The 25,488-nt window shown below is 76.3% G+C and carries 19 protein-coding genes and 3 pseudogenes; 4 read left to right on the top strand and 18 right to left on the bottom strand.

Annotated features, from left to right (window positions below; all coding sequences use genetic code 11):
* Nucleotides 1-192 precede the first annotated feature (192 nt).
* Nucleotides 193-1,275, bottom strand: a complete 1,083-nt coding sequence (locus RKE29_RS12160) for a 4Fe-4S binding protein (protein WP_312005199.1) — start codon at nt 1,273-1,275, stop codon at nt 193-195.
* A 147-nt stretch (nt 1,276-1,422) separates the two neighbouring features.
* Between RKE29_RS12160 and RKE29_RS12165 the strand changes: the two genes are divergently transcribed.
* Entirely contained in the window at nt 1,423-1,860 is a 438-nt protein-coding gene (locus RKE29_RS12165) for a helix-turn-helix domain-containing protein (RefSeq protein WP_312005200.1), read from the top strand.
* 118 nt (nt 1,861-1,978) lie between these two features.
* On the opposite strand, the gene RKE29_RS12170 is transcribed toward RKE29_RS12165, so the two are convergent.
* From RKE29_RS12170 to RKE29_RS12180, 3 genes and pseudogenes are all read right to left on the bottom strand, one after another.
* Nucleotides 1,979-2,695, bottom strand: a complete 717-nt coding sequence (locus tag RKE29_RS12170; RefSeq protein ID WP_312005201.1) for a L,D-transpeptidase — start codon at nt 2,693-2,695, stop codon at nt 1,979-1,981.
* 58 nt (nt 2,696-2,753) lie between these two features.
* Nucleotides 2,754-3,344: pseudogene (locus RKE29_RS12175) on the bottom strand (alpha/beta fold hydrolase); the annotation flags it as partial.
* A 12-nt stretch (nt 3,345-3,356) separates the two neighbouring features.
* Complete coding sequence (locus RKE29_RS12180) at nt 3,357-3,572, bottom strand: hypothetical protein (protein ID WP_312005202.1); 216 nt, start codon at nt 3,570-3,572, stop codon at nt 3,357-3,359.
* Nucleotides 3,573-3,792: 220 nt separating this feature from the next.
* Here RKE29_RS12180 and RKE29_RS12185 point away from each other — a divergent pair, with 220 nt between their 5' ends.
* Nucleotides 3,793-4,689 (top strand): alpha/beta hydrolase, encoded by an 897-nt coding sequence (locus tag RKE29_RS12185; protein WP_312005203.1) that lies wholly within the window; start codon nt 3,793-3,795, stop codon nt 4,687-4,689.
* Nucleotides 4,690-4,780: 91 nt separating this feature from the next.
* Here RKE29_RS12185 and RKE29_RS12190 read toward each other — a convergent pair whose 3' ends face one another.
* The 5 genes from RKE29_RS12190 to RKE29_RS12210 all read right to left on the bottom strand — a co-directional run bounded on the left by RKE29_RS12190 (nt 4,781) and on the right by RKE29_RS12210 (nt 11,306).
* Entirely contained in the window at nt 4,781-5,923 is a 1,143-nt protein-coding gene (locus RKE29_RS12190) for a homoserine O-acetyltransferase (protein ID WP_312005218.1), read from the bottom strand.
* A complete protein-coding gene (locus tag RKE29_RS12195) occupies nt 5,920-7,281 on the bottom strand; it encodes a bifunctional o-acetylhomoserine/o-acetylserine sulfhydrylase (protein ID WP_312005204.1) in 1,362 nt (453 codons plus the stop codon). Before RKE29_RS12195 ends, RKE29_RS12190 begins: the two co-directional genes overlap by 4 nt.
* A gap of 403 nt (nt 7,282-7,684) precedes the next feature.
* A complete protein-coding gene (locus tag RKE29_RS12200; RefSeq protein WP_312005219.1) occupies nt 7,685-9,760 on the bottom strand; it encodes a xanthine dehydrogenase family protein molybdopterin-binding subunit in 2,076 nt (691 codons plus the stop codon).
* Between the two features lie 35 nt (nt 9,761-9,795).
* On the bottom strand, nt 9,796-10,806 hold the full coding sequence (locus RKE29_RS12205) for a xanthine dehydrogenase family protein subunit M (protein WP_312005205.1): 1,011 nt from the start codon (nt 10,804-10,806) through the stop codon (nt 9,796-9,798).
* The gene (locus RKE29_RS12210) at nt 10,803-11,306 is read right to left on the bottom strand and encodes a 2Fe-2S iron-sulfur cluster-binding protein (RefSeq protein ID WP_312005206.1); all 504 of its coding nucleotides are present in this window, start codon (nt 11,304-11,306) and stop codon (nt 10,803-10,805) included. The genes RKE29_RS12205 and RKE29_RS12210 overlap by 4 nt, the downstream gene beginning before the upstream one ends.
* Before the next feature lie 187 nt (nt 11,307-11,493).
* Here RKE29_RS12210 and RKE29_RS12215 point away from each other — a divergent pair, with 187 nt between their 5' ends.
* A complete protein-coding gene (locus RKE29_RS12215; RefSeq protein ID WP_312005207.1) occupies nt 11,494-11,868 on the top strand; it encodes a S4 domain-containing protein in 375 nt (124 codons plus the stop codon).
* A gap of 30 nt (nt 11,869-11,898) precedes the next feature.
* Here the strand turns inward: RKE29_RS12215 and RKE29_RS12220 are convergent.
* The 7 genes and pseudogenes from RKE29_RS12220 to RKE29_RS12250 form a co-directional block, all read right to left on the bottom strand.
* Nucleotides 11,899-12,755, bottom strand: a pseudogene (locus RKE29_RS12220) (class I SAM-dependent methyltransferase).
* A 92-nt stretch (nt 12,756-12,847) separates the two neighbouring features.
* On the bottom strand, nt 12,848-13,030 hold the full coding sequence (locus RKE29_RS12230; RefSeq protein WP_312005210.1) for a hypothetical protein: 183 nt from the start codon (nt 13,028-13,030) through the stop codon (nt 12,848-12,850).
* 556 nt (nt 13,031-13,586) lie between these two features.
* A pseudogene (locus tag RKE29_RS30810) lies at nt 13,587-13,997 on the bottom strand (AMP-binding protein); the annotation flags it as partial.
* Nucleotides 13,946-14,326 carry a hypothetical protein gene (locus tag RKE29_RS12235; RefSeq protein WP_312005211.1) on the bottom strand — a complete coding sequence of 127 codons (381 nt, stop codon included), beginning with the start codon at nt 14,324-14,326 and terminating at the stop codon, nt 13,946-13,948. The pseudogene RKE29_RS30810 and the gene RKE29_RS12235, both read right to left, overlap by 52 nt.
* Before the next feature lie 81 nt (nt 14,327-14,407).
* Entirely contained in the window at nt 14,408-14,674 is a 267-nt protein-coding gene (locus tag RKE29_RS12240; protein WP_312005212.1) for an acyl carrier protein, read from the bottom strand.
* Between the two features lie 882 nt (nt 14,675-15,556).
* Nucleotides 15,557-16,291, bottom strand: a complete 735-nt coding sequence (locus RKE29_RS12245) for a hypothetical protein (RefSeq protein ID WP_312005213.1) — start codon at nt 16,289-16,291, stop codon at nt 15,557-15,559.
* A gap of 150 nt (nt 16,292-16,441) precedes the next feature.
* Entirely contained in the window at nt 16,442-16,885 is a 444-nt protein-coding gene (locus tag RKE29_RS12250; RefSeq protein WP_312005214.1) for a hypothetical protein, read from the bottom strand.
* A gap of 242 nt (nt 16,886-17,127) precedes the next feature.
* Between RKE29_RS12250 and RKE29_RS12255 the strand changes: the two genes are divergently transcribed.
* Complete coding sequence (locus RKE29_RS12255; RefSeq protein WP_312005215.1) at nt 17,128-21,606, top strand: HAD-IC family P-type ATPase; 4,479 nt, start codon at nt 17,128-17,130, stop codon at nt 21,604-21,606.
* 133 nt (nt 21,607-21,739) lie between these two features.
* On the opposite strand, the gene RKE29_RS12260 is transcribed toward RKE29_RS12255, so the two are convergent.
* Together RKE29_RS12260 and RKE29_RS12265 are read right to left on the bottom strand one after the other, a co-directional pair.
* Nucleotides 21,740-22,966: an acyltransferase gene (locus RKE29_RS12260; RefSeq protein WP_312005216.1), complete on the bottom strand. Its 1,227-nt coding sequence runs from the start codon at nt 22,964-22,966 to the stop codon at nt 21,740-21,742.
* A complete protein-coding gene (locus tag RKE29_RS12265) occupies nt 22,963-25,296 on the bottom strand; it encodes a glycosyltransferase (RefSeq protein WP_312005217.1) in 2,334 nt (777 codons plus the stop codon). The genes RKE29_RS12260 and RKE29_RS12265 overlap by 4 nt, the downstream gene beginning before the upstream one ends.
* Nucleotides 25,297-25,488 lie beyond the last annotated feature (192 nt).

The following is a 25,488-nucleotide window of genomic DNA, read 5'->3' on the forward strand; positions in this document are numbered from 1 at the left end:
CGCGCCCTGACGCCGGCCGCGCCCGCCCGCCGGACCGGCTCCCGCCGCGCCGGGCCCGTACGCGAAAGGCGCCGCGGGGCCGTACGCGCGGGCCCGGCGGTACGGCCCGGCGGCCCGTACGCGCGGGCCGTACGACGGACCTCACGCGCGGGCCGTGCGTACAAGCGGGCGGCGGACCGCGCCCGGCCCCCGTCAGCCGCCCGTCCCGTCCCCTCCCCGGGCCGGGCGGACGCCGACGTCCTTGACGGTCTTGTGCGGAAAGTGCCGCCGGGCGTGCCGCCTGGCCGCAGAGCCGGGGATGACGTACAGCGTCTCCACCTTGTCCCGCAGCGGGCGCAGCACCCGGTCCATGAACTCCTTGCGGTCCTCCAGGTAGGGCGGCAGCACGTCCTCGCCCGCGGGGCACACGGCGAGGCAGTAGGCCGCCTTGTAGCCGGGTTTGAAGGCGAGGCTCTGCCACATGGAGGAGTTCTCCGCGTCGGTCACCCGGGAGCGGAAGTCGGCGCCGTCCGCGCTGTCGGCGACGGTCTCCACCCATTCGGTGAACCCGCCCATGAACTCCCGGTAGTTGTGCGTGAAGCAGGCGCGGAAGTCGAAGTCGCCGTCCTTGGAGATGGCGCCCACCGGGCAGGCCGCGACGCACAGCTTGCACTCCAGGCACGGGTTGTAGTCCAGCGGCCGCCCGTACGCGCTGACCTCCGCGTCCACCAGCAGCGTGGCCAGCAGGACGAAGTTGCCGAACCGCGGGTGGATGACGTTGCGGTGGATGCCCATGGCGCCGAGCCCGGCCGCCACCGCGACCGTCTTGTGCGCCACCACCCAGATGCGGCCCGGGTAGCGGTCCATCTCCATCGGGAACGTCGCCGAGGGGTTGACCGCCCGGTGGCCGGCGTCCTGCAGGGCGCGGACGATCCGGTGCGCCGCCTCGTTGACCACCTCGCCCGCCCGGTGGAACTCCTGGTTGGCGACGCTGCGCGCGGGCGAGCGCACGTTGTCCCGGTTCATGCGCACGACCAGGGAGACCAGGCTGCGGGCGCCGGGCAGCGCGGTGAGCACGTGCTCGCGCTCGCCGGCCAGGTCCGGGTGGTCCAGGCGGACGGCCGCGGCGTCGTCGGCGCCCGCGTCCAGGCACAGCCGGCGCAGCCACTGCGCGTCGATGGTCTCCGGCGGCCGTGCGCGGGAGCCGGAGCGGCGGGCCAGCACCGCCCGCACCGAGGGGTGCCCGGCCAGGCCGGTCGGCAGGGCGGGCCGCCGCCGGTGGTCCTCTCGCGTCATGAGTTCTCCCGAGTCCGTCCCGGCACCCCTACGGCCAGGTGAGTTGGAATTTCCAACTCACTATCGAGGGTTCTGTCGGCCACCGTCAAGGACCCGCCCGCGCGTGCTAGCGTGGCGGTCCGGGCAGCGGGACGAGGAGGCGAGGCTGTGGCCGGGACCGGTCGCGAGTGCTCCATCGCCAACGCCCTCGGCGTCGTCGGCGAGCGGTGGAGCCTGCTCGCGCTGCGCGAGGTCACCCTCGGCGCGCGGCGGTTCGACCAGATCGTGCGCAACACCGGGGCGAGCCGCGACGTGCTGGCCGCCCGGCTGCGCAAGCTCGTCGACGCCGGCGTGCTGGAGAAGCGCCCGTACGAGGACCGGCCGCCGCGCTACGAGTACGTGCCCACCGAGGCCGGCCGCGCCCTCCAGCCGATCCTGCTGGGTCTGATGGAGTGGGGCGACCGCTACGTGACGCAAGGGCCGCCGCCGACGGTGTGGGAGCACGCCTGCGGGGCCGAGCTGCACCCGGTGACGGTCTGCGCGCACTGCCATCGGCCCCTCGGCGAGGGCGAGGCGCGCGCGGTGCGGCTGGGCGGGGTGGCCTGACCGCCCGCCCCGGCGCCCGCCGCCGCGCCGCGGGGGCCGGAACGGCGCGGGGCCGCCGCGCGCCCGGTGAGCAGGCGCGCGGCGGCCCCGTGTCCGGGCGGCCGGCCCGGCCGTCGGCTCAGGTGCCGGGCTTGCGCCCGTAGACGTACACGTCGTCACCCGTGCGCAGCAGGCGCCAGTAGGCCGCCGCGTCGCCCGGCCGCATGTTGACGCAGCCGTGCGAACCCGGCTGCGACCACACGTTGCCCGAGATGGCGTGGAACGCCTGGCCCCCGTCGAAGAACTGGCTGTAGGGCATGGGCACGTCGTACAGCGTCGACACGTGGTTCTTGTGCCGCCAGTAGACCCGGTGCGGTCCGGTGCGGGTCTCGTAGCCGTCCCGTCCGGTGCGCACCGGCACCGGCTCGCGCACCAGCCGCCGGCCGTCCTGCACCCAGCTGATCTGCCGGGTGAGGTCGACGCAGGCGATGCGGCCCCGGTTCACCGGGCAGCGGCCGTCGCTGTTGGGGTGGTGCAGCGCGGCGCGCTGCTGCGTGACCAGGCGCATCATGGACCAGGTGAGCGGGCCCGCGTAGCCGAGCGCGGGGTAGACGGCGTGCTGGCGCTGGAAGGTCCGGATCGCCTCGCAGTCGCCGACGGACTGCCGCCCGTCCACCCTGCGGCCCAGGAACGCCTCGGCCTGCTTCTGGTAGGGCCCCGCCGTCGCGGTGCACCGCGCGGGAGCCGCCTGCGCGGACGCCGCGCCGGGACCGAGCACGGCCAGCGGCGCCAGCACCGCCGCCGCCCCGGCCGAGGCGCCCAACCGGCGCCATAAAGCGGTGTTGTTCCTCAGCACGACGCACTCCTCACACTCTTCCGCGCGGCCCGTCCGCGCGCGTCCGCCGACCATGGTGTCATCCGCCGCCGCCCAGGCGGGGGCGGAGGAACGTGGTGATCGCCTCCCGGACCGCCTCCGGGTCGTCGACGAACGGCCAGTGGCCGCTGTCGGGCAGCACGACGACCTCGGCGTCGGGGAAGCCCTGCCGCTGCGCGCGGGCGTGCGACACGGGGAGGTACGGGTCGTGCGCCCCCCAGATCACCAGCGTCGGCGGGTTGAGCGCGGCGAACTGCGGCGCGGCGGCGGCGGAGGCGCCCGCCGGGTCGTCCAGCGTGCGGTACACGCGCAGGATGGCGCGCCGCGTGCCGCGGTCCAGGTCGTCGTACATCCGGCTGGTGAAGCCGCCGGGCAGGCCGCGCGGGTTGCCCCAGCGGCCGAGCGCCCAGCGGAAGTTCCACCGGCGGGTCATGGCCATGGTCAGCTCGCCCACCAGCGGCGTGCGCCACAGCCGGGCCATCACGTGCCAGCGGTAGCCCAGCGGCAGCCCGGTGTCGATCAGGACCAGGCTGGCCAGCCGCTCGGGCCGCAGACCGATCGCGCCCAGCGTCCACGGCCCGCCGAGATCGTGCGTCACCAGGTGGGCCCGGGTGATGCCCAGGTGGGTGAGGACGGCGTCGACTTAGCCGGCGTGGGCCGGGACCGTGTGGGGGAAGCCGTCCGGCTTGTCGGCCCGGCCGAAGCCCGGCGCGTCCCAGGCGACGGCGCGCACCCCGTCCCAGTCGGCGCCCGGCCCGGGGTTGCCGTGCAGGTAGACCACGGCCGCGGCCGCGTCCGGCGGGCCGGCGCGCCGGAGCACGGTGCCGATGCCGTCGACGGTGATCCGGTCCGTCCTCATCGCGTCCCCCGTGGTTCCCGGCGCCTGCCGCGCTCCCTGGGCGCTTTGTGACCCGTGACAGCCCCGACCCGGCTTCTTTGTCCTGCTGAAAGTCTTTCAACGAAGGCCTTCTACCCCTTCCGCCCCGCGCGGCACACTCCCCACAACCCCCGTCGTTGGTGGGCACATTCGTCCGAAGGAGTGCGGCATCGTGAGAATCCGCGGCAAGAAGTCAACTGTCATGCTCACCGCAACGCTGCTCCTGGCCGGCGGCGCGCTCGTGGGCACCTCGGCCGTCGGCACCGCCACGGCGGGGCCCGCCGTGGCCGGCGCGCAGGCCACGGCCGTCAGCACGGCGGCGGGGGAGGAGTTCCGGCGCGGCCCGGACCCGACGCGGCAGAGCGTGGAGGCCGCGCGAGGCACGTTCCAGTTCGAGGAGATCTCCGTACCCCGCGGCAACGGCTTCGGCGGCGGTACCATCTACGCCCCGACCGACACCAGCCAGGGCACCTTCGGCGCCATCGCGATCGCCCCCGGATTCCTGGAGTCGAAGAGCGCCATCTCCTGGTACGGGCCCAAGCTGGCGTCGAACGGCTTCGTCGTCTTCGCCATCGACACCAACTCCCCCATCGACTTCCCCAACACGCGGGGCACAGAGCTGCTGGCCGCGCTCGACTACCTGACGAAGCAGAGCAAGGTCGCGAGCCGCATCGACGTCGGCCGGCTCGCGGTCGCCGGGCACTCGATGGGCGGCGGCGGCAGCCTGGAGGCGGTCAACACCCGGCCGGAGCTGAAGGCGGCCATCGCCCTCGCCCCCTGGCACCCGCGCCAGGGGTGGGATTCGGTGACCGCGCCCACGCTCATCGTCGGCGGGCAGAACGACGGCATCGCCCCCGTCAACCAGCACGCGAAGCCGTTCTACAACGGCCTGACCAGTGCCCGCGAGAAGGCCTACCTGGAGATGAAGGGCGGCGACCACTTCGTGGTGACCAAGCCCAACACCACCATCGGCAGGTACGTCCTGTCCTGGGCGAAGCGGTACGTCGACAACGACAGCCGCTACGAGCAGTTCCTGTGCCCCGCGCCGGCGGTCGGCGGCGACATCTCCGACTACAGGGGCACCTGCCCCACCGGCTGACGCCGGCCGCGCCTCCCGCGCGGCCGGGTGCGGGGCCGTCCCGGCCCGCCCGGCCGCGCGGGGCTCCACCCGGCCGGGCGGGCCGGGACGGCTACCCGGTCAGCTCGCGCACCAGGGCCGCGATCTGACCGGTCTCGATCAGGAACCCGTCGTGTCCGTGAGCGGACTCGATCACCCGGTGCCGGTCCGCGCCCGGGATGCCCGCCGCCAGCTCGGCCTGCTGACGCAGCGGGTAGAGCCGGTCGGAGTCGACGCCGGCCACCAGCGTCCGGGCCGTCACCCGGCGCAGCGCCGCCGCGGTGCCGCCCCGGCCGCGCCCCACGTCGTGGCCGTTCATCGCCTCGGTGAGGACCACGTAGCTGCCCGCGTCGAAGCGGCGCGGCAGCTTGTGCGCGTGGTGGTCGAGGTACGACTCCACCTGGTAGCGGCCGCCGCGCCAGGGGTCCTCCGCCTCCTGCGGCGCCCGCCCGAACCGGGCCGCCAGCTCCGCCTCGCTGCGGTACGTCACGTGCGCGAGCCGCCGCGCCAGGCCCAGGCCGGTGTGCGGGCCGCGCCCCGGCCCGGCGTCGTGGTAGTCCCCGCCGCGCCAGCCCGGATCCGAGCGGATCGCCTGGAGCTGCACGTGCGCCCACGCGATCTGCTCGGCGCTGGCCGCCGCCGGGCAGGCCAGCAGCAGCAGCGCCGCCGTCCGGTCCGGGTAGGACGCCGCCCACTCCAGCGCCCGCATGCCGCCCATGGACCCGCCGACCACCAGCGCCCAGCGGTCGACGCTCAGCGCGTCGGCCAGCGCCGCCTCGGCCCGGACCTGGTCGCGCTGGGTCAGGTAGGGGAAGGCGCCGCCCCAGGGCCGCCCGTCCGGGCGGCGCGAGGCCGGGCCCGTACTGCCCTGGCAGCCGCCCAGCACGTTCGGCGCGACGACGAACCAGCGGTCGGTGTCCAGCGCCCGGCCCGGCCCGACGAGCGCGTCCCACCAGCCGGGCGTCGGGTGCCCGGGCCCGGCCGGGCCGGCCGCGTGGCTGTCGCCGGTGAGGGCGTGCAGCACCAGCACCGCGTTGGACCCGTCGGGCGCCGGCCGCCCCCACGTCTCGTACGCGATCCGTACGCCGGGCAGCTCGCCGCCCGCCTCCAGCGGCAGCGGCCCGGGCAGCGCCGCCCACTGCCGGCGGCCCGGCGGGTCCCCCTCCCGCCAGGCACCGGTGGCCGGCGGGAGGGGGGTGTCGACGCGCACGGTCAGGACGCGCCCTTCGCGGCGCGGAACCCGGCCTCCAGGTCGGCCTTGAGGTCGGCGACGTTCTCGATGCCGACCGACAGCCGCACCAGGCCCGGCGCGGTGCCGGTGGCCGCCAGCTGCTCGGCGTCGAGCTGGCTGTGCGTGGTGGACGCCGGGTGGATGATCAGGCTGCGTACGTCGCCGATGTTGGCCAGGTGGCTGAACAGCTCCACGCCGTCCACGAACCGCTTGCCCGCCTCCACGCCGTCGCGCAGTTCGAAGGACAGCACCGCGCCCGCGCCGCGGGGCAGGTAGCGCTGCGCGGCCGCGTGCCACCGGTTGGACGGCAGCCCCGGGTAGTGCACGGCGGCGACCTCGTCGCGCCGCTGGAGCCACTCCGCCAGCTCCTGCGCGTTCGCCGAGTGCCGCTCGATGCGCAGGCTGAGGGTTTCCACGCCCTGGAGCAGCAGGAACGCCGAGTGCGGCGCGATGGCCGGACCCACGTCGCGCAGCAGCTGCACCCGCAGCTTGATGGCGTACGCGCTCGGGCCGAGGTCCGGCCAGTACCGCAGGCCGTGGTAGCTGGGGTCGGGCTCGTGGAAGTCGGGGAACCGCTCGGCGTGCGCGCCGAAGTCGAACGTGCCGCCGTCCACGACCACGCCCGCGATGGCCGTGCCGTGCCCGCCGAGGAACTTTGTCGCCGAGTGCACCACGATGTCGGCGCCGTGCTCGATCGGCCGCAGCAGGTACGGGGTGGGCACCGTGTTGTCCACGATCAGCGGCACGCCCGCCGCGTGCGCCGCGTCGGCGACCGCGCGCACGTCCAGCACGTTGCCGCGCGGGTTGCCCAGCGTCTCGGCGAAGAACACCTTGGTGTTCGGCCGGACCGCCGCCCGCCAGGCGTCGATGTCGTCCGGGTCCTCCACGAACGACACCTCGATGCCGAACTTCGGCAGCGTGTGCCGGAAGAGGTTGTACGTGCCGCCGTACAGCGATGCGCTGGTGACGAGGTGGTCGCCGGAGCGGGCCAGGGTCAGGATCGCCAGCGTCTCGGCGGCCTGCCCGGAGGCCAGTGCCACGGCCGCGACGCCGCCCTCCAGCGCGGCGATCCGCTGCTCGAAGGCGTCCTGGGTGGGGTTGTGGATGCGGGTGTAGATGTTGCCGGGCTCCGCGAGGGAGAACAGGTCCGCGGCGTGCCGGGTGTCGCGGAAGACGAACGAGGTCGTCTGGTAGATCGGCACCGCGCGGGCCCCGGTGGTGGGATCGGGGGACGTCCCGGCGTGGATCTGCTTGGTCTCGAACGACCAGGCGGCGGCGTCGGGCTCGGCGGGACCCTCGTGGGGGGTGTGCCCCGCGGCGACGGAGTCGATGGGCTGGCTCATGGTTCTCCCTGGGAACGGGCGTACAGGTGTGCGGGCACGCGAACGAGACGGCACGGCATGGGGGCACGGCGCGCGAACACGGCGTGCGGAAAGGGGAGGAGAGGGCCGACGGGGACCGGACGGGACGTTCGGGGGTTCGTCGGCGGGAGGCCGGCGCGTCAGCGTCCGGCGGACGCGTCAGCGCGGGGAGACCTCACAGATGACCGGCCGCCGGGAAGCCGGCGGCGGGGCGCGGCGTCACCGCGCGAGAAGACAGCCGGCGCTGGTGACACGCACGTAGTCCACGTGGCGGCGGGTCACAAGCACGGTCATGGGCCAAAGATAACCACACCCGGAGGGCCGGGCGCCAGCGGGCCCGGCGCGCGGGCCCGCGCCGGACACCGGCGGGGGAGTCCGCCGCGGCTCAGCGCAGGAGCTTGTCGGGCGTCAGCGGCAGGTCCCGGACGCGGATGCCGGTGGCGTGGAAGGCGGCGTTGGCCAGGGCCGCCGCCACGCCGACGACGCCGATCTCGCCCAGGCCCTTGGAGCCCATGGGGTTGTGGCAGGTGTCGGTCTCCTCCACCCAGACCGCGTCGACGGCGCCCACGTCGGCGTGGGTGGCGATGTGGTATTCGGCCAGGTCGGCGTTGACCACGTGCCCGTACCGCGGGTCCACCACGCTCTCCTCGTACAGCGCCGTGGACAGCCCCATGGTCATCCCGCCGACGAGCTGCGAGCGGGCCGTGCGGGGGTTGACCACCCGGCCGACGGCGAAGACGCCCAGCAGCCGCGGGACGCGGATCTCGCCGGTGCCCGCGTGCACCCGCACCTCCGCGAACTGCGCGCCGAAGGACCGCAGTTCCACCCGGCCCACGTGCGGGTTGTCCGGCTCCCGGCCGGTGGCCTCGCAGCCCGCCGCCGGGTCGGCGCCGTGGCGCTCGCGCAGCACCCGCGCGGTCTCCACGACGGCGCTGCCCCAGCGGGTCAGGCCCATGGAGCCGCCCGCCCGGGCCGCCACGGGCAGCGCCGAGTCGCCCAGGCGCAGGTCGACCGCGGTGACGGGCACGTGGAGCGCGTCGGCGGCGATCTGGGTCAGCGCCGTCCACGCGCCGGTGCCGATGTCGGCGGCGGCGATGTCCACCCGGTACCGTCCCTCGCCCAGGGCCCGGATGGTGGCCGTCGACGGCGGGGAGCCCAGCGGCGGCGGAAGGAAGTACGCCGGGTAGCTGGCGGCCGCCACGCCGGTGCCCACCAGCCAGTCGCCGTCCCCGCGCAGCCCCGGCTCGGGGTCGCGGCCGTGCCAGCCGAACCGGCGCGCCCCCTCGCGCAGGCAGGCGACCAGGTTGCGGCTGGAGAACGGCAGCCCGGACTCGGGGCCGGCGGCCGGCTCGTTGCGGATCCGGAACTCGATGGGGTCCAGGCCGCAGGCCAGGGCCATCTCGTCCACCGCCGACTCCAGGGCGAACATGCCCGGGGCCTCGCCCGGCGCGCGGAAGATGCACGGCACCGACACGTCCAGCGCCGCGACGCGGTGCGTGGTGCGCCGGTTGGGCGCGGCGTACATCGACCGGGTGGCGTGGCCGGACTGCTCGGCGAACTCCTTGTACCGGGCGGTCTGGCTGACGCAGTCGTGCGCGATCGCGGTCAGCCGCCCGCCGCGGTCGGCGCCGAGCCGCACCCGCTGGATGGTCGGGGTGCGGTAGCCGACCTGCGTGAACATCTGGCGGCGGGTCAGGGCCAGCTTCAGCGGCCGGCCGGGCACCAGCCGCGCGGCGAGCGCGGCCAGCACGTGCGAGGCGTGCGGGTGGACCTTGGAGCCGAAGGCGCCGCCGACATAGGGCGAGACGACCCGCAGCCGCTCCGGTTCCAGGCCGAGCACCGGCGCCAGGGCGTGCTGGAGGTAGGAGACGCCCTGCGCGGAGTCGTACAGGGTCAGGTGCTCCGCGCCGCCCTCGGTGTGCCACCGGGCGACGGTGGTGTGCGGCTCCAGGGGGTTGTGGTGCTGGACGGGCGTGGTGTACGTCCGGTCGATCGACACCGGCGCGCACTCCAGGGCCGCCGCCACGTCCCCGCGGGCGGTGTCGGCCGCCAGCCCCCCGTTGACCACCTCCGGCCGGTACAGGCCCGGGTGGCCGGCGCGCAGCACCACGTCGTGCGGATCCTGCTCGTACGCGGCGTGCACCAGGTCCGCGGCGTGCCGGGCGGCCTCGGAGGTCTCGGCGATCACCGCGCCGGTGAACTGGCCGCGGAAGCGGATCTCGGCGTCCTGCAGGATCCAGCACTCGCCGTCCTGGTCGGAGGCCAGCGGGGCCGCGTTGACGTGGCTGAGCACGGCGACGACGCCCTCGGCGCGCTCGGCCGCGGAGGTGTCGAGCGCGGTGATCCGGCCGCGGGCGATCGGCGCCTGGAGCGCGTAGGCGTACAGCGGGTCGGGCACGGGCTGCTCGTACGCGTACGGCGCGCGGCCGGTGACCTTCGCGCGGCCGTCCACCCGCTCCATCGGGAAGCCGGTGGCGCGCCGCTCCAGCAGCCCGGTCACGGCGCCTCCCGCGGCCGGCCCCGGTCCCCGGCGGTCAGGCCGCGCAGCACCTCGACCAGGACGTGGCGCACCAGCGGCACCTTGAAGGCGTTGCCCGGCAGCGGGCCGGCCGCGGCCAGCTCGGCGTCGGCCGCGGCGCGGAAGGCGCCGTCGGCGGCCGGGGCGCCGCGCAGCGCCTCCTCGGCGCGCCGGGCCCGCCACGGCCGGTGCGCCACACCGCCCAGCGCGATCCGTGCCCCGCGCACCGTGCCGTCCTCCACGTCGACCGCGGCGGCTACCGAGACCAGCGCGAACGCGAAGGAGGCCCGGTCGCGGACCTTGCGGTACGCCGACCGCTCGGCCATCGGCAGCGGCGGCAGGTCGACCGCCGTGATCAGCTCCCCGTGGCCGAGGACCGTGTCCCGCTCGGGCTCGTCCCCGGGCAGCCGGTGGAAGTCCGTGACCGGGATCGTCCGCTCCCCGCCGGGGCCGAGGACCCGCACCTCGGCGTCCAGCGCGGCCAGCGCGACGGCCATGTCGGAGGGGTGCACCGCGACGCAGTGCCCGGAGGCGCCCAGGATCGCGTGGCCGCGATGGTAGCCCCCCAGCGCGGAGCAGCCCGAGCCCGGGTCCCGCTTGTTGCACGGGGTCGTCGCGTCCTGGAAGTACGGGCAGCGGGTGCGCTGCATGAGGTTGCCCGCGGTGGTCGCGAGGTTGCGCAGCTGCCCGGAGGCGCCCGCGAGCAGCGCCGCCGTCAGCACCGGGTAGCGCCGCCGGACCAGCGGCGCGGCGGCCAGGTCGCTGTTGCGTACGCCCGCGCCGATCCGCACCCCTCCGGACGGCAGCGGCTCGACGCGGTCGTACGGCAGGCCGGAGACGTCGACCAGCAGGTCGGGCCGGGCGATGCCCAGCCTCATGTGGTCGACCAGGTTGGTGCCCCCGGCCAGGAAGGCCGCGCGCGGGCGGCGCGCGACCAGTGCCACGGCGCCCTCGGCGTCCGCGGCACGCTCGTAGTCGAACGGGTTCACCGGGCGGCCTCCTCGATGGCGTCCACGATGGCGGCGTAGGCGCCGCACCGGCACAGGTTGCCGCTCATCCGCTCCCGGATCTCCGCCCGGTCCAGCTCCACCGGGGCGGTCAGGTCCCGGGTGACGTGGCTGGGGTGCCCGGCCCGGGCCTCCTGGAGCATCCCGACCGCCGAGCAGATCTGGCCGGGCGTGCAGTACCCGCACTGGAAGCCGTCGTGGTCCAGGAACGCCCGCTGGAGGGGATGCAGCGCGCCGTCCTCGGCCAGACCCCCGGCGGTGGTGATCCGCGCGCCGTCGTGGCTCACGGCGAGCGCCAGGCAGGTCGTCACCCGCCGGCCGTCGAGCAGGACCGTGCAGGCGCCGCACTGGCCGTGGTCGCACCCCTTCTTCGGCGCCCACACCCCCAGCCGCTCGCGCAGCGCGTCCAGGAGGGTCGTGCGGGTGTCGACCGTCAGCGACCGCCGGGTGCCGTCCACGCTCAGGGTGATCGCGACCTCCACGGGCAGTCCCTCTCGGCGTCGGCGGCAGCGGATCCGCGCGTCCCCGCCCTCGGTGCCGGGTCGGCGGCGTCCGCGATCTGACGGTACGTAAGCTACATCATCACCGTCATAATGGGATGAAACGCCACGGTGGGGGGTGGTGGCGTCCGACGCGGGGGCGCGGCGCGGGACCGTATGCTGGGTCGCCATGACAGCCGACGAGGGGAGCGCCCGGGTCGACAGCTGGATCTGGTCCGTACGGCTCACCAAGACCCGCTCGATGGCCGCCTCCGCCTGCCGCGCCGGGCACGTGCGCGTCAACGGCGAGCGCGTCAAACCGGCGCACCCGGTGCGGCCCGGCGACGAGGTGCGGCTGCGCCAGCCCGGCTGGGAGCGGGTCGTCGTGGTCTCGCGCGTGGTGCGCAAGCGGGTCGGCGCCGCCGTCGCCGCCGAGTGCTTCGTCGACAACAGCCCGCCCCGCCCGCCCCGCGATGACCTGGCGGCGCTGCCCGTCCGCGACCGGGGCGCCGGCCGCCCCACCAAGCGCGACCGCCGCGAGACCGAGCGCCTGCGCGGCCGCTGAACCGCGCGGCGCGCGTCGCCGCACGAGCCGTCACACCCGCTCGAACACGGCCCCCACCAGCCCCAGGTGCCGCCGGGCGAACCCGTCCGCCGCGGCGCGCAGGTAGCGCTCGTAGTCCGCGACCGTGCCCGCGCCGACCAGCTCGGCCGCCCGCTCCCGGCGGGCCGTCAGGGACGTGAGCCACAGCTCGCAGGTGCGGCGGTAGTGCTCGGGGTCGTTGCGGACCGTCACCACGTCGAACAGCCGCTCGGCCGCCTCCAGGATCTCCGACGTCCACGGCAGCTCCGACTCCGGGAAGATCCGGTCGGCGATGAACAGCAGGTCGCGCACTGCCGCCCGGTCCATCCGCGTGTTGTTCCCCTTCACGTTCGTCTGCAGCGCGAGCCGGCCCCCGGGCGGCAGCCAGTCGTGGCAGCGCTGGAAGAACGCCCGGTACGCGGCCACCCGGCCCGCGCGGCCGAGACCGAAGTCCGCGAAGTGCTCGAAGGCGCCGGCCGAGACGATCGCGTCGTAGGGCCGGCCGGGCTCGTGGTCGGCCCAGTTCTCCACGCGCACGTCGTACCGGTCGTCCGCCCACGCGCCGATGTGCGCCGCCTGCGCCGCGCTGAGCGTCAGGCCCGTCGCCCGCCGCACACCGTGCCGCTCGACGAGCCGCCCCAGCCGCAGCCCACGTCCAGCACCCGCCCGGCGACCCGGGCCCGCGCCGCCTCGGCCAGGTAGTCCGCCTTGCGGGCCTGCGCGGCCTCCAGCGACTCCTCGCCGGTCTCCCACAGCGCGCACGAGTAGGTGAGAGTGGGGTCGAGCCACAGCGCGTAGAAGTCGTCGCCCACGTCGTAGTGGCCGCGGATCGCGGTCGCCGACGCACCGGCGTAGCCGTCGTCCGCCATGTCCGGCTCCTTCCCGGCCGTCCCCGCGACGGCCTTCGATGACACCTCCGACGACACCGCTGACGACGCGCCGTCCGGAGGCGGCCGGCGCGTCACACACCCTCCCCGGCTCGCCGGCCGCGGCCCGACAGCTCCACCGTGGCCAGCGGCGCGAACCGCCCCGCGGCCAGCAGCTGGCGGCAGCGGTGCCGCTGGATCTTGCCGCTCGGTGTCCTCGGCAGCCCGCCCCGGGGCAGGAAGACGCACGCGTCCAGCGCCACCGCGCCCTTGGCCATGGCCACCTCCGCGGCCTGCTCGGCGAGCCGGGCGTGTCCGCGCGGCCGCCGCGCGGCTCGACCACCAGCGTGAACCGGACCGCCGCGCCGTCGTGGTGGCTGACCAGCGCCGCGCACCCGGGCCGCACCCCGGCCAGCGCGTCGATCCCGCTCTCGATCGCGCCCGCGTGCACCTTCCGGCCCGCCACCGAGAGGACGTCGTCCGTCCGCCCGACCGGGTAGAGGTGGCCCTCGCGCACGAAGCCGAGGTCCGCGGTGCGCAGCGCGCCGCCGCCGAAGCTGTCCCGGGTGCGCGCCACGTCGCCGTAGTACCCCGAGGACAGGCTCGGGGAGCGCACCACGATCTCGCCGACGCGGCCGGGCGCCGGAGCGGGCAGCTCCACGCCCGCGCACGGCGGGCCGGCGCTGACCAGCAGCCGCGCCGCCGGATCCGCGGGATCGGCCGCTCGCCCGCGGCGAGCGCGGCGGCGTCCAACGCGACCGCCCGCGGCGCCTGGTCGCGCGGGGTGGCGGTGACCGCGAGCGTCGCCTCCGCGAGGCCGTAGGCGGGCATCAGCGCCTCCTCGCGGAAGCCGTACGGGGCCAGGGTCCGCGCCGCGTACCGCAGCGTCTCCCACTCGACGGTCTCGGCGCCGACGATGCACACGCGCGTGCCGGAGACGTCGCCCATGGCCGGGGACCGCGAGGCGGACCGGGCCGCCAGCCGCAGCGCGGTCGGCGTGCCGGCCGTCAGGGTGCCGCCGACCGCCGCGAGGTCGGAGAACCAGGTGCCCGGCGCGACGGTGAACCGCTCCGGCGTGGACAGGTACAGGTCCGCGCCGTTCCACCACGTGGTCAGCAGCAGGCCGAACACGCCCATGTCGTGCGACAGCGGCAGCCACCCCGCCGTCACGTCCCGGCCGGGCCGCAGACCGGTCAGCTCGGTGAGCATCCCAAGCTGCCGGGCGATCGCGCGCGGGGTGAGCACGCAGCCCTTGGGCGTGCCGGTGCTGCCCGAGGAGTGTGGTGCCGCCGGTGGTGCGCGACCCAGACCAGCGGCGGGCCCTGCCCGGCCATGGCGCCCGCCGCGGCCAGCGCGATCCGCACCCCGCGGCCGGTGCGGAAGGAGCGGTGGGCCAGCAGCCGGTGGTAGCCCGCGGACACCCCGATCCCGGCCACCAGGTACATCACGGCGAAGGCGACGAGGTCGGAGGGTCCCACGGCCCGCTGCCACAGCAGCGCCACGGCCGCCACCACGCCCAGCAGCGGCAGCAGCGAGGAGGCGACGACGAATCCGTAGTGCTCGCGGCCGTCCATGGCAAGCCCGTCCCCTTCGCGTCAGTCCGCGTCAGTCCGCGTCAGTCCGCGTCAGTCCGTGTCAGTCCGCATCGGTCCGCATCAGGAGGAGGTCCGGGCCGCCAGGGCCTCGTTGCACAGCGCGACCAGGTCGCCGAGGGGGGCGGCGTCGGCGGCGCGGGCCGGGTCGAACTCGATGCCGTGATCCTCCTCCAGGGTGAAGACGACCTCCGCGACCTGCAGGCTCGACAGGCCGAGGTCGGCCAGCGCCGTGTCCTCGTCCAGCTCCGCCGCGGCGGCCGCGCGGCCGCGCATCTCGCGCCGGATGACGGCGGCTACCTCGTCCTTGGTGACCTGGTGGGAGACCATGCCCCGACGCTCCTTCGGCACAGGTGGGGGTGCGGCCGGCGGTCGGCCGACCGGGAGTTGCGCAACGTCCCGCCGCGGCGCCCGGAAAGCGCGCCGCCACTCTCGTCCTTACGGGGGTTTCCGCCGGTTCCCGTCGTATTCCGTATTCCGGCTCCTCGCCCGCCGGAGTTCCGCCTGTTTCCGGATGACCCGTTTCCGGGCGGCTCGTATACGGATGACTCGTATACGGGCGGCGCCCGGGGTCGTTTTCCCCGGGCTCAGCGATATCCGCCGGGGAATCCCGGAGCGGGGTCCGGATTTCTCGTCTGGGGTGGGCGGGCTCCGACGGCTGTCACGGACTCTCCATTTCCGGTCGCACGGCGAGAAGGAGCGGTCGCGGCCGCACTGTGAAGGTATCCGGAGGACACGGTCGACCGTTGTACGGCCACAGTCGGTTTGTCCACCGGCCCCCTGATCGTCAATCCCCTTTCCGTGCACCCCTCGATTCCGTGGACGCGAGGTTTCCCGCAAAGGTGTGAAGGGTCGGGAAATTCCCTCACCGAGCGCCTCGAATGGCGGGCCGCTGACCAGCAGTTTTACCGGGGGGAAATCCGGACGGGCGGCGCCGGGGCGCAGTGCCCCCGTCGCCCCGGTCCGAGCGGGCCGACCATCGTGCGGACCCCGTGGGGACGGCGCCCCCGGAGCACGGCCTGCTACCGCCCGCCGGACGGCCGGGCGCCGCGGCGGCGGACGTCTCGTTCCGCGTGCCGGGACAGGTGCGCCACGGGTGGTCTTCGGCGCCGGCGGACGCCTGCCGAGGCCTCCGCGCCCGTCTGGGACAGGCGACCGGGTGGCGCGCCCGCGGACCGGCCGCCGTCCGGTCGTTATAACGCGCCGCGGCGGTCACGCGCGCCGCGGCGAGGCCAGCAGGTAGGCGCGGCCCGTGCGCCAGTCGCGGTGCTGGGTGACCTGCCAGCCCGCCCGCGCCAGCGCGGCCGCGCACTCCGGCAGCCCGCCCGTGCCGCCGTCCGCCGCGCTGCCGTGCACAGCGCCGCCGCCCGCCGCGCCACCGGTCACGGCGCGTCCAGGGCCGGGGGTCTCCGGGCCCTCGGGGCCGCACCACCGGACCTCCACGGCCTCCGGCTGCGCCGTGCCGCCCACCCGGTAGCCGGCCGTCCCGGGCCCGGCGTCCGCGGCGGGCGCGTAGGGGCGGCAGCCCGCGGCCTCCAGGGCCAGCGCCGCGGCGGCCACCAGGTGCGCGCGCTCCCAGGCGCACGGCAGCGCGCTGGTGCCGTCGCGGCCGGTGAGCCGCCGCATCTCCAGCAGGCCCTGCCACGCGCTGTGCGCCTGCCGCAGCCGCCCGGCCGGATCGTACGGTCCGCTCTCCGCGCCCGTTCGCGCGGCGAAGACCCCGGGCCCGCCGTCCGCGGGCGGCTCGGCCGCGGGGGCGGCCAAGAGGTCGCGCAGCCGCCGTCCTGCGGGGGTGAGGAAGTACCGGTGCGGCGGCCGCGGGTGACGTACCGCCAGGCCCTGCCCGGCCAGCGCGCGCAGCTCCGCCTCGGGTCCGGCCAGCAGGCCGTCCGGACCGGCGGCCAGGAGCCGCCGCCGCTGGGCCGCGGTGGGCTTCCCGCTCGTCACCGCACCCCCCGATCGCGCGTGCTGATCGCGCGCGGGCCGGCGGCCGCGGTGTCCCGGGCCGGGCCGTCCCCGCGCCCCGCCGGGGCGATGCTACGTGCCCGGGGCCGGCGGCGGCCAGACGCGCCGCCCCGCTCCGCCGCGCGGGCCGGATCAGGCCGCCTGCTCCTTCTCGGAGGCGGGCGGCTGGAGCAGGCCGCCCCGGCGCAGCGCCGCGTACCCCACGCCGATGCCCACGGCCACCGGCCACTCGATGACCTCGGCGACGCCGAGCACGCCGAGGCCCGCGTACAGCGGCCAGCCGCGCTTGGCGGGCAGAACCCGGCGGGCGACCGCCATCGGCAGCAGCGCCACGTTGGCGACTCCGGTGGCGACCTGGTCCAGGGAGGGGACGGGAAGGGTGATCGAGTGCTGCCCGTCGCCGTCCGCGGGCGTCTCGGGCCGGGCCTTCGCGTCCGCCGGCGCGGTCTCCCGCGGCGGGGTGTCCGGCTCGCGGGCGGGTGTCCTGGCGCGGCCCCGGGAGGCGGCTGCCCCACCGGAGCCCTTGCCGGTGCCGGAGGAGGCGGTGCGCTTGCGGGAGGTCTTGGCGGTGGTCACGGATCTCACGTCCCCACACGTACGTACATCGGGGTGATTTGCGGCTTTTGTGCTTGCGCTCCATGGTAGTGCCCGCTCCGCGGACCCGGCCAGCGCTCCCGCCGCACCTGCCGCGCCCGCGGACGGACGCGGCAGGTGTGGACAGCGCGCCACGGGGGAACTCGGAGCGCCATTTCTCCACCGTGACCAGCAGTCCCGCCGGGAGCACACCCGGGGACCGCGGACCGAAAGGGCTGCCAACGATGTCGCTGTCGCCGCTCCTCCTGCCCGCCCACACCCTGCTCGGCCCCGTCGCCCACCGGCTCACGGCCGGCGTGCGCGGAGCGGCGGACCTGGCCGGGCGGCTGGCGGGGCTGTCGCGGCGCCAGGTGTGGTGGCACCCGGGCCGGTGCCACATCGCGGTCACCGGCGTCCACGGCCCCGCCGGCGAGCAGGTGGCCCGCCGCGTGGAGCGCGCCCTGGAAGAGCACCCCGGCGTGGCGTGGGCGCGGGTCAACGCGCCGTCCGAGCGGGTCGTCGTCGCGGTCGCCTCCCCGCCGCCCGCCGAGTCCGAACTGGTCGCGCTGGTCGAGCGCGCCGAGGCGCACGGCGAGGCCGCGCACGCCGACGAGTTCGACGAGTGGTGCCCCGAGCCGCACCACCCCGCCGAGGGGCCCCGGACGCGGCAGTCGGTCTCCGCGCTGGCCGCGGACGCCGTGGGCCTGGGCCTGGTGGCCACCACCCGCCTGGCCCCGTGGCTGAAGCTGCCGGCCGAGGTCGGCGCCCTCGCCAGCGCCCTGCAACGCCATCCCCGCACCCGGCACCTGATCACCGCGGTCAGCGGCCCCGAGCAGGCCGAGTCGCTGCTGCCCGTCGCCAACGCGCTGATCCAGGGCGTGGCCACCCGCGGCGGGGGCATCGCGCTCGACATCGTCCAGCGCCTGGCCCGCTGGCGGGAGGCGACGGCCGAGCGCGAGGCGTGGGAGGCCGGCGAGCCCCGGCTGGTGCGCGGGCCCGAGGACGCGGAGGCCGAGCCCATCGCCGTGGAGCGGCCCGGCCCGCCTCCGCGGGACAGCGCGGCCCGCTACACCGAGCGGTCCATGGCCGCCGGCCTCGCCGCAGGCATCGCCGCCGCGCCCTTCGCCGGCCCGCGGCGCGCCCTGGGCGTCGCGCTGTGCTCGGTGCCCAAGGCGCCGGAGGCCGGCCGGGAGGGCTTCGCCACCAGCCTGGGCCGGTACCTGGCGCTGCGCGGCGTCGTGGCCATGGACCGCGGGGCGCTGCGCCGGCTGGGCCAGGTCGACACCGTCGTCCTGGACGAGGACGCGCTGCGCGGCGACCAGTACGAGCCCTTCGACCTGGAAGTCCTCGGCGGCGCGGACCCGGCCCTCACCGCCGAACGGCTCTTCGACCTCTTCGACCCGGACGCCCCCCTGACCGTACGCCGCGACGACGGCTGGGTGCTCGGCCCGCTGGACTCCCTGGACCTGACGGGACGTACGGGCCGGCAGGCCGCGGCCCGGCTGCGCCGCCGGGGCAGCGAGCGGGCACTGGGCCTGGCCCGGGGGCGGCGGCTTGAGGCCGTCGCGGGCCTGGTCACGCTGACCGCGCCCGGCGCGGAGGCCGTGGCCGCCGCCGCCCGCCGCGCGGGCGCGCGCGTGGTGCTGGCCACCGACCGGTCCGACCCGGCGTTCTCCTTCGCCGACGCCGTCGTGCCGGCCGGCGGCCGCCTGGTGGCCTCGGTGCGCGGCCTGCAGGCCGAGGGCGCGGTCGTGCTGCTCGTCTCCGGCAACCGCCGCGCCCTGGGCGCCGCCGACTGCGGGGTCGGCGTGCACCGCGAGGACGAGCCCCCGGCCTGGGGCGCGCACCTGCTCGTGGGCACGGACCTGGAGTCGGCCGGGCTGATCGTGGACGCCGTCGGCGTGGCCGCGCGCGTCGACCGGGACAGCGCCGTGCTGGCCGCGGGCGGCAGCGGGGTCGGCGCGGTCACCGCCCTGCAGGCCCCGCCCCGGCAGGCCACCGCGCGGGGCATGGCCGCGGGCAACGCGGCGGGCACCTTCGCGTTCGCGCTCGGGGCGTGGCGCGCCCGGCAGCTGCTCGCCCGGCCCATGACCCCGCCGGTCACCGCCATCCCCTGGCACCTGATGCCCGCCCGGCGGGTGCTGGAGCGCCTGGACTCCGGCCCCGACGGGCTGACCGCGCGGCAGGCCGGCGACCGCGCGGGCCAGGCCTCGCGCACCGAGGAGCCGTCCGGCACCAGCCTGCCGTCGGCGTTCATCGAGGAGCTGGCCAACCCGCTGACCCCGGTGCTCGCCGCCGGTGCGGCGCTCGCGGCCGCCGTGGGCTCGCGCACCGACGCCGCCCTGGTGGCCGCCATCACCGGCACCTCCGCTCTGATCGGCGGCATCCAGCGGGTGCGTACCGAACGGGCCCTGGCGGAGCTGTTCGCCCGCTCCGCCATCGGCGCGCGCGTGCGCCGCGACGGCACCGAGCGGCTGGTCACCGCGGGCGACCTGGTGCCCGGCGACGTCATCGTGCTGCGGCCGGAGGACGTGGTGCCCGCCGACTGCCGGCTGCTGGAGGCCGACGGCCTGGAGATGGACGAGTCCTCCCTGACCGGCGAGTCGCTGCCGGTGCGCAAGGACCCGGCGCCGGTGGCTGCCGTGCACATCACCGGCCGCCGCTCGGTCCTGTACGAGGGCACCACCGTCTCGGCGGGCAACGCGCTGGCCGTGGTGGTGGCCACCGGGCCCGCCACCGAGGTCGGCCGCAGCCTGGCCACCGCCCGGCACGCCGCGCCCGTCACCGGAGTGGAGGCGCGCCTGACGTCGCTGACCCGCGCCAGCCTGCCCATCGCGCTCGGCTCCGCGGCCGCCGTGGCCGGCTCCGGGCTGCTGCACGGGCTGCCGCTGGCCGACACCCTCGCCTCGGCGGTCAACCTCGCCGTCGCCTCCGTGCCCGAGGGGCTGCCGTTCCTGGTCAACGCCGCCCAGCTGGCCGCCGCCCGGCGGCTGGCCGACCTCGGCGCGCTGGTGCGCAACCCGCGCACCATCGAGGCCCTGGGCCGCGCCGACGTGCTGTGCTTCGACAAGACCGGCACCCTCACCGAGGGCACCCTCCAACTCGCCGCCGTCCACGACGGCGAGCGCCCACTGCCCGCCGACAGCCTCGACGCCTCCGGCAAGGCGGTGCTCGCCGCCGCGCTGCGCGCCACCCCGCCCGCCCGGCAGGCCGAGCCCATGGCCCACCAGACCGACCGCGCGGTGAGCGCCGGGGCGCGCCGCGCGGGCGTGTCCGTACGCCGCGGCGCGCCCCGCTGGCGGCGTACCGACGCCCTGCCCTTCGAGCCGTCCCGCGCCTACCACGCCACCGCCGGGCGCACCACGCACGGCGCGACCCTGAGCGTGAAGGGCGCCCCGGAGACGGTGCTGGTCCGCTGCGCGCGCGGCCCGCGGGGCGCCGAGCTGGACGAGGCGGCGGTCAAGGAGCTCACCGCCGCCGCCGAGGACCTGGCCGGGGCCGGACGCCGCGTGCTGGCCGTGGCCGAGCGCCGCATGGCGGCCGGCGAGCGGCTCACCGACGAGGCCGTACGGGACCTGGACTTCCTCGGCTTCGTCACCCTGGCCGACCCGGTGCGCACCTCCGCCGCGCCCGCCACCGCCCGGCTGCACGAGGCCGGCGTGCAGACCGTCATGCTCACCGGCGACCACCCGGCCACCGCCGACGCCATCGCCGCCACCGTCAGCGACACCACCCGGGGACGGGTGTGCACCGGACCCGAGCTGGACGAGCTCGACGACGACGCGCTCGACGCGCTGCTGCCGACGGTGGGCGTCATCGCCCGCTGCACCCCGCACCACAAGGTCCGCATCGTACAGGCCTACCAGCGGCTCGGCCGGGTCGTGGCGATGACCGGCGACGGCGCCAACGACGCCCCCGCGATCCGGCTCGCGGACGTCGGGATCGCGCTCGGCCGGCGCGGCACCCCCGCGGCCACCGCGGCCGCCGACCTGGTCGTCAGCGACGACCGCCTGGAGACCATCGTCTCGGCCCTGATGGAGGGCCGGGCCATGTGGGCGTCGGTGAGGGCCGCGCTCGCCATCCTCATCGGCGGCAACTTCGGCGAGGTCACCTTCAGCGTGCTCACCTCCGCCCTCACCGGCAGCACCCCGCTGAGCGCCCGCCAGATCATGCTGGTCAACCTGCTGACCGACCTCGCGCCCGCGCTCGCCATCGCGGTGCGCGAACCGGCCGGGCACACCGGCGAGCGGCTGCTGAAGGAGGGCCCGCACCGGTCGCTGGGCACGGCGCTGACCCGCGAGATGATGCTGCGCGGCGTCGTCACCGCCGCCGGCGCGGGCACCGCCTGGAGCGTGGCGCGGCTGACCGGCAGGCAGCGCCGCGCCAGCACGGTGGCGCTCGCCGCGCTGGTCGGCACCCAGCTGGCGCAGACCCTGGTCACCGGCGGCATGGACCGGCACGTCCTGCTCGCCGGCGTCGGCTCCGCGGCCGTACTCGCCGCCATCATCCAGACCCCGGGCGTCAGCCACTTCTTCGGCTGCACGCCGCTGGGCCCGCTCGCCTGGGGCATCACCCTGGGCAGCATCGCCTCGGCCACGCTGCTGGGCGTGGCGCTGGCCCCGCTGACCCGCGGCCTGGCGGGCCCGGAAGGGCAGGCGGAGGCGCCCGAGGAGAAGTCCGCCGAGGAGCCCGGCGACCCGGAGGGGGAGGAGGCGACCGCCTGAGGCGCGGTGCCCCGCGTGCTCCCCGCACGGAGCGGAGACCGCACCCGTACGGGACGCACGGCCGGTCACGCGCGACGGCCGGTACGAGCCGCCGCACGGGCGGCCCGCACCGGCCGGACGCGGGCGCCGCGGACTACCGGGCCAGCTCCGGGTAGTACTCGCGCGACCGGCCCGAGCCGTCCCTGAGCCGGCCGAGCATGCTCGCCGGGTATTCGAGGAACCAGTAGCTCGCCACCGCCGCGACCAGGGCCGCCGCCAGCACGATCAGCACGCCCAGCGGAAAGGCCGACTGGGCGTCGGGCAGCAGGCCGGCGTCGTACAGCCCGATCATGATCGGCTCGTGCCACATGTACAGGCTGTAGCTGACGAGCCCGGCACCGGTCAGCCACCGGGCGCACAGCGCGCGGTGCCACCGGCCGGGCCGCCGCACGTGCACCGTGGCGAGCAGCAGCACCGTCCACAGCAGGCTGGCGACCGGGTGGTAGAAGGTGGCCGCGGCGTTCTCACCCGCCGCGGACAGGGACAGGCCGTACAGCCCCGCCAGGCTCGCCGCCGCCAGCGCCGCCGCCGGGCCCGGGCCCAGCCTGCCGCGCTCGCCCGCGGTGACCGCCAGCACGGCCAGCCCCATGCCCGCCGCGAACCCGCCGAAGCGCGCCTGCGGGCCGAAGTACACCGGCCAGTCGGTGTGCGGCACGTGCAGCCCGTACCGGGCGACCGCGATCCACACCACCGGCAGGACGTACAGCAGCGCGCAGCCCGCGGCGCAGGCGGCCACCCGGGCGCGGCGCGTGGCCAGCGGGCGGCAGGCGCGCACCGCCAGCGGCCCGAGCACGACGAGTACGAGGTAGAACAGCATCTCCAGGGACAGCGACCAGGCGGGGCCGATGGTGTAGAAGATCTGGTCCTTGTCGAGCACCTGGGTGAACGTCAGGTGCTCCGCCAGATCCAGCCAGTTGCCGGGCAGGGCCGGGTTCCGCATCGCCCAGACCACCAGCACGGCCAGGAAGTACAGCGGCACGATGCGGATCGCGCGGCGGAAGAGGAACATGCGGGCCGGCCGCACCGCCGCCCCGTCGATGGCCGCCCGCGCGTACGACACCGTCAGCAGGTAGGCCGACATCACGAAGAAGAAGTCGATCACCTCCAGGGAGATCGCCGCGCCCACGTACCGGTTGTCCACCGGCGGGTCGGCGCCCTGCGCGCCGTAGCGGAAGTAGTGCTGCCAGACGTGGAAGACGACGGTGGCCATGGCGGCCAGCCCCCGGTAGCCCTCCAGCTCCTGGGCCCGGCTGCGGGCCGGCGCCCCCTCGGGCGGGCGGGGCGAACGGGCCGGCGCGCGGTGCGTGGCGGGGGCGGTCATCGCGGTCCGCCCTCCTTCGCGGCGCGCGGCGTGACCCGCCACTGCCGGTCGCGCAGCGCCTCCTTCAGGCACGCCTGCCGGGCCACCATGTTCTTGAAGTGCGAGTAGAAGAAGCTCGACGCCAGCAGGTAGCGCCAGAACCAGCCGCGGCGGCGGCGCAGTTCGGGCACGGCCAGGCGCCAGGCGAACAGCGCCTGCACCACCCCCGCCGACATGGTCAGCACCAGGGCCAGCAGGCACACCGGCACCGCCCAGTCCAGCTCGTCCACACCGCCCGCGCGCCACCCGGAGTACAGCAGGACGGGCAGGATCTGCAGGGTCAGCCACGGCTGCACCTCCCGCCAGCCCAGCAGCACGAACAGGCCGGCCTTCTGGCGCAGGGTGAAGGCGGGGGAGCGCAGGCTGCGCCACAGGTGCTTGAGGGAGACCTGCAGCCAGCCCTGCGCCCACCGGGAGCGCTGGTTCCACAGGGCGGTCAGCGTGGTGGGCGCCAGCTCGCGCGAGATGAGCGTGCGGTCCATGCCGATCCGCGCGCCCTCGGCCAGCGCGCGCATGGTCGAGTCGATGTCCTCGGTCAGCATCGAACCGTGCATCCGGGTGCGCGCCAGCAGGTCGGTGCGCCAGAAGCCGTTGGAGCCGCCGAACACGCCGAACCCGTACAGCCGGGTGCGCCCCGGGTGGCTGACCGCGTAGATCGCCTCGAACTCCACCCCGACCAGCCGCGCCACCCACGAGCTGTCGCCGTTGCGGATCACGCAGTGTCCCTGCACGACGTCGTAGCCGTGGGACAGCCAGTGCCACGCCTGCTGGAAGGCGCCCGGGGCCGGGTGGTGGTCCGCGTCGAAGATGCCGACGAACTCGCCGCGGACCCGGGTGACCGCGGCGTTGATGTTCTGCGCCTTCGATGTGCTGCCCGGCACCGGCAGCAGCACCAGGCGCGGATCCCGCAGCGCGATCTCCCGCAGGGTGTCCTCGACGGGCAGCGGGTGCGGCGTGTTGTACGCGAGCACGATCTCCAGGTCGTTCGGGTAGCCCAGGCGCAGGAACGATTCGACGGTGTCGACGATGGTCGCCGCCTCGTTCGGCAGGTACGCGGCGATGACCGCGCTGGCCGGCGGGTACGGGCGCGCGGGCGCCTGGGGCCGCGGCCGGGCGTCGAGCGAGAACAGGCACTCCACCACGATCAGCAGCGCGGACAGCAGCAGGCCCGACACCACCACCCAGTACACGACCGACCCGACGTCCCAGCCCAGTTCGTACATCTGCTGGTAGAAGACGAACGGCACGCCGACGCCGATCAGCAGCACCAGGACCGGGGAGAGCGCCGACAGCGCGGGGCGCAGGAGGCCCGCGCGCGCGTGGCGCCTGCGCGGCACGCCGTGCATCCACGGCGCGTACATCACCGGGCGCAGATCCCGGTGGCGAATCGATTCGCCGACGGCGTCGCGGGCCCGCTGCACGGCCTGCGTGTGGTCGGCGCAGGCGGACAGCGGGGTCCACCCGACCGCGGGCGTCAGCCGGACGTTCTCGTCGGCGACGACGAACCGGGTGGCCGCGACGGTCTTCGCGAACTTCCGCAGGCTGCGGCGCGCGGTCTCGTCGTCCACCCCGGGCATCAGGATGAGCAGGTGGCCGTCGTCGTCCCAGCCCAGCCGGTCGCACGGGCTGCCGAGCCGTTCGGCCACCACGGCCAGCCGCTCGGCCACCTCGCGCCGCACCCGCGGCCCCAGCCGGGACTCCAGGGCGCCCATCTCGGCCACGCCGACCATGGCCATGACGCCGCCCCGGCGGCCGGCCTCGGGGCGCTTCAGCTCCCGGCCCAGCTCGTCCAGGAAGTGCGGGCTGGAGTACAGGCCGGTGCGCGGGTCGAGCAGCAGGTTCTCCACGGGCACCGGAACGCGCCGCAGCTTCGCCTCGATACGGGCCGCCAGCTCCGCCGGAGCCGAGGTCTCGGGCACGCAGTCGTCCGCCCCGGCGCGCAGCAGGTCCACCACGTCGGCCGCCTGGGTGACCCCCGTGACCACCAGCAGCGGCACCGCGCGGCCGGCCGGGTCGGCGCGGACCTGGCGGACCGCGTCGAGACCGCCCCGCTCGTCGTCCAGGGCCACGATCGCGTCCGGCGGCGCCTGCCGCAGCCGGACGCCCACCTCGCCGGGGGCGGCGTGGCCCACCTCGTGGCCGGTCGCCAGCAGGGTGCGTATCAGCTCCTCCAGTCTGGGGCCCGGCACGCCGACGGCCAGCACGTGGCCCTGCGTCTGGGACAGCCCGAGGCGGGTGCCGAGCAGGTCCAGGGAGGTGTCCGGAGAGCTGGATTGCGGTGAGGTGAGCACCTGGAGATGTCCTTCCGTCCAGGGGGAGTGCGATGAGCGCGGAGCAGGGCGGCCGGGACGCCGCGGCGGGGGTGCGGGCCGGTGCGCGGGACACGGCCCGCCGGGACCGCCCGGCGGCCGGACGCCGGGACCGGCGCACCGCGGGACGGGGGGCGGTACGGCGCCGGGGCCGCGGGCCGGGGAACGGGGCGG

Origin of the sequence: Streptomyces sp. B1866, from assembly GCF_031932565.1 — a bacterium.
Classification (GTDB): Bacteria; Actinomycetota; Actinomycetes; order Streptomycetales; family Streptomycetaceae; genus Streptomyces.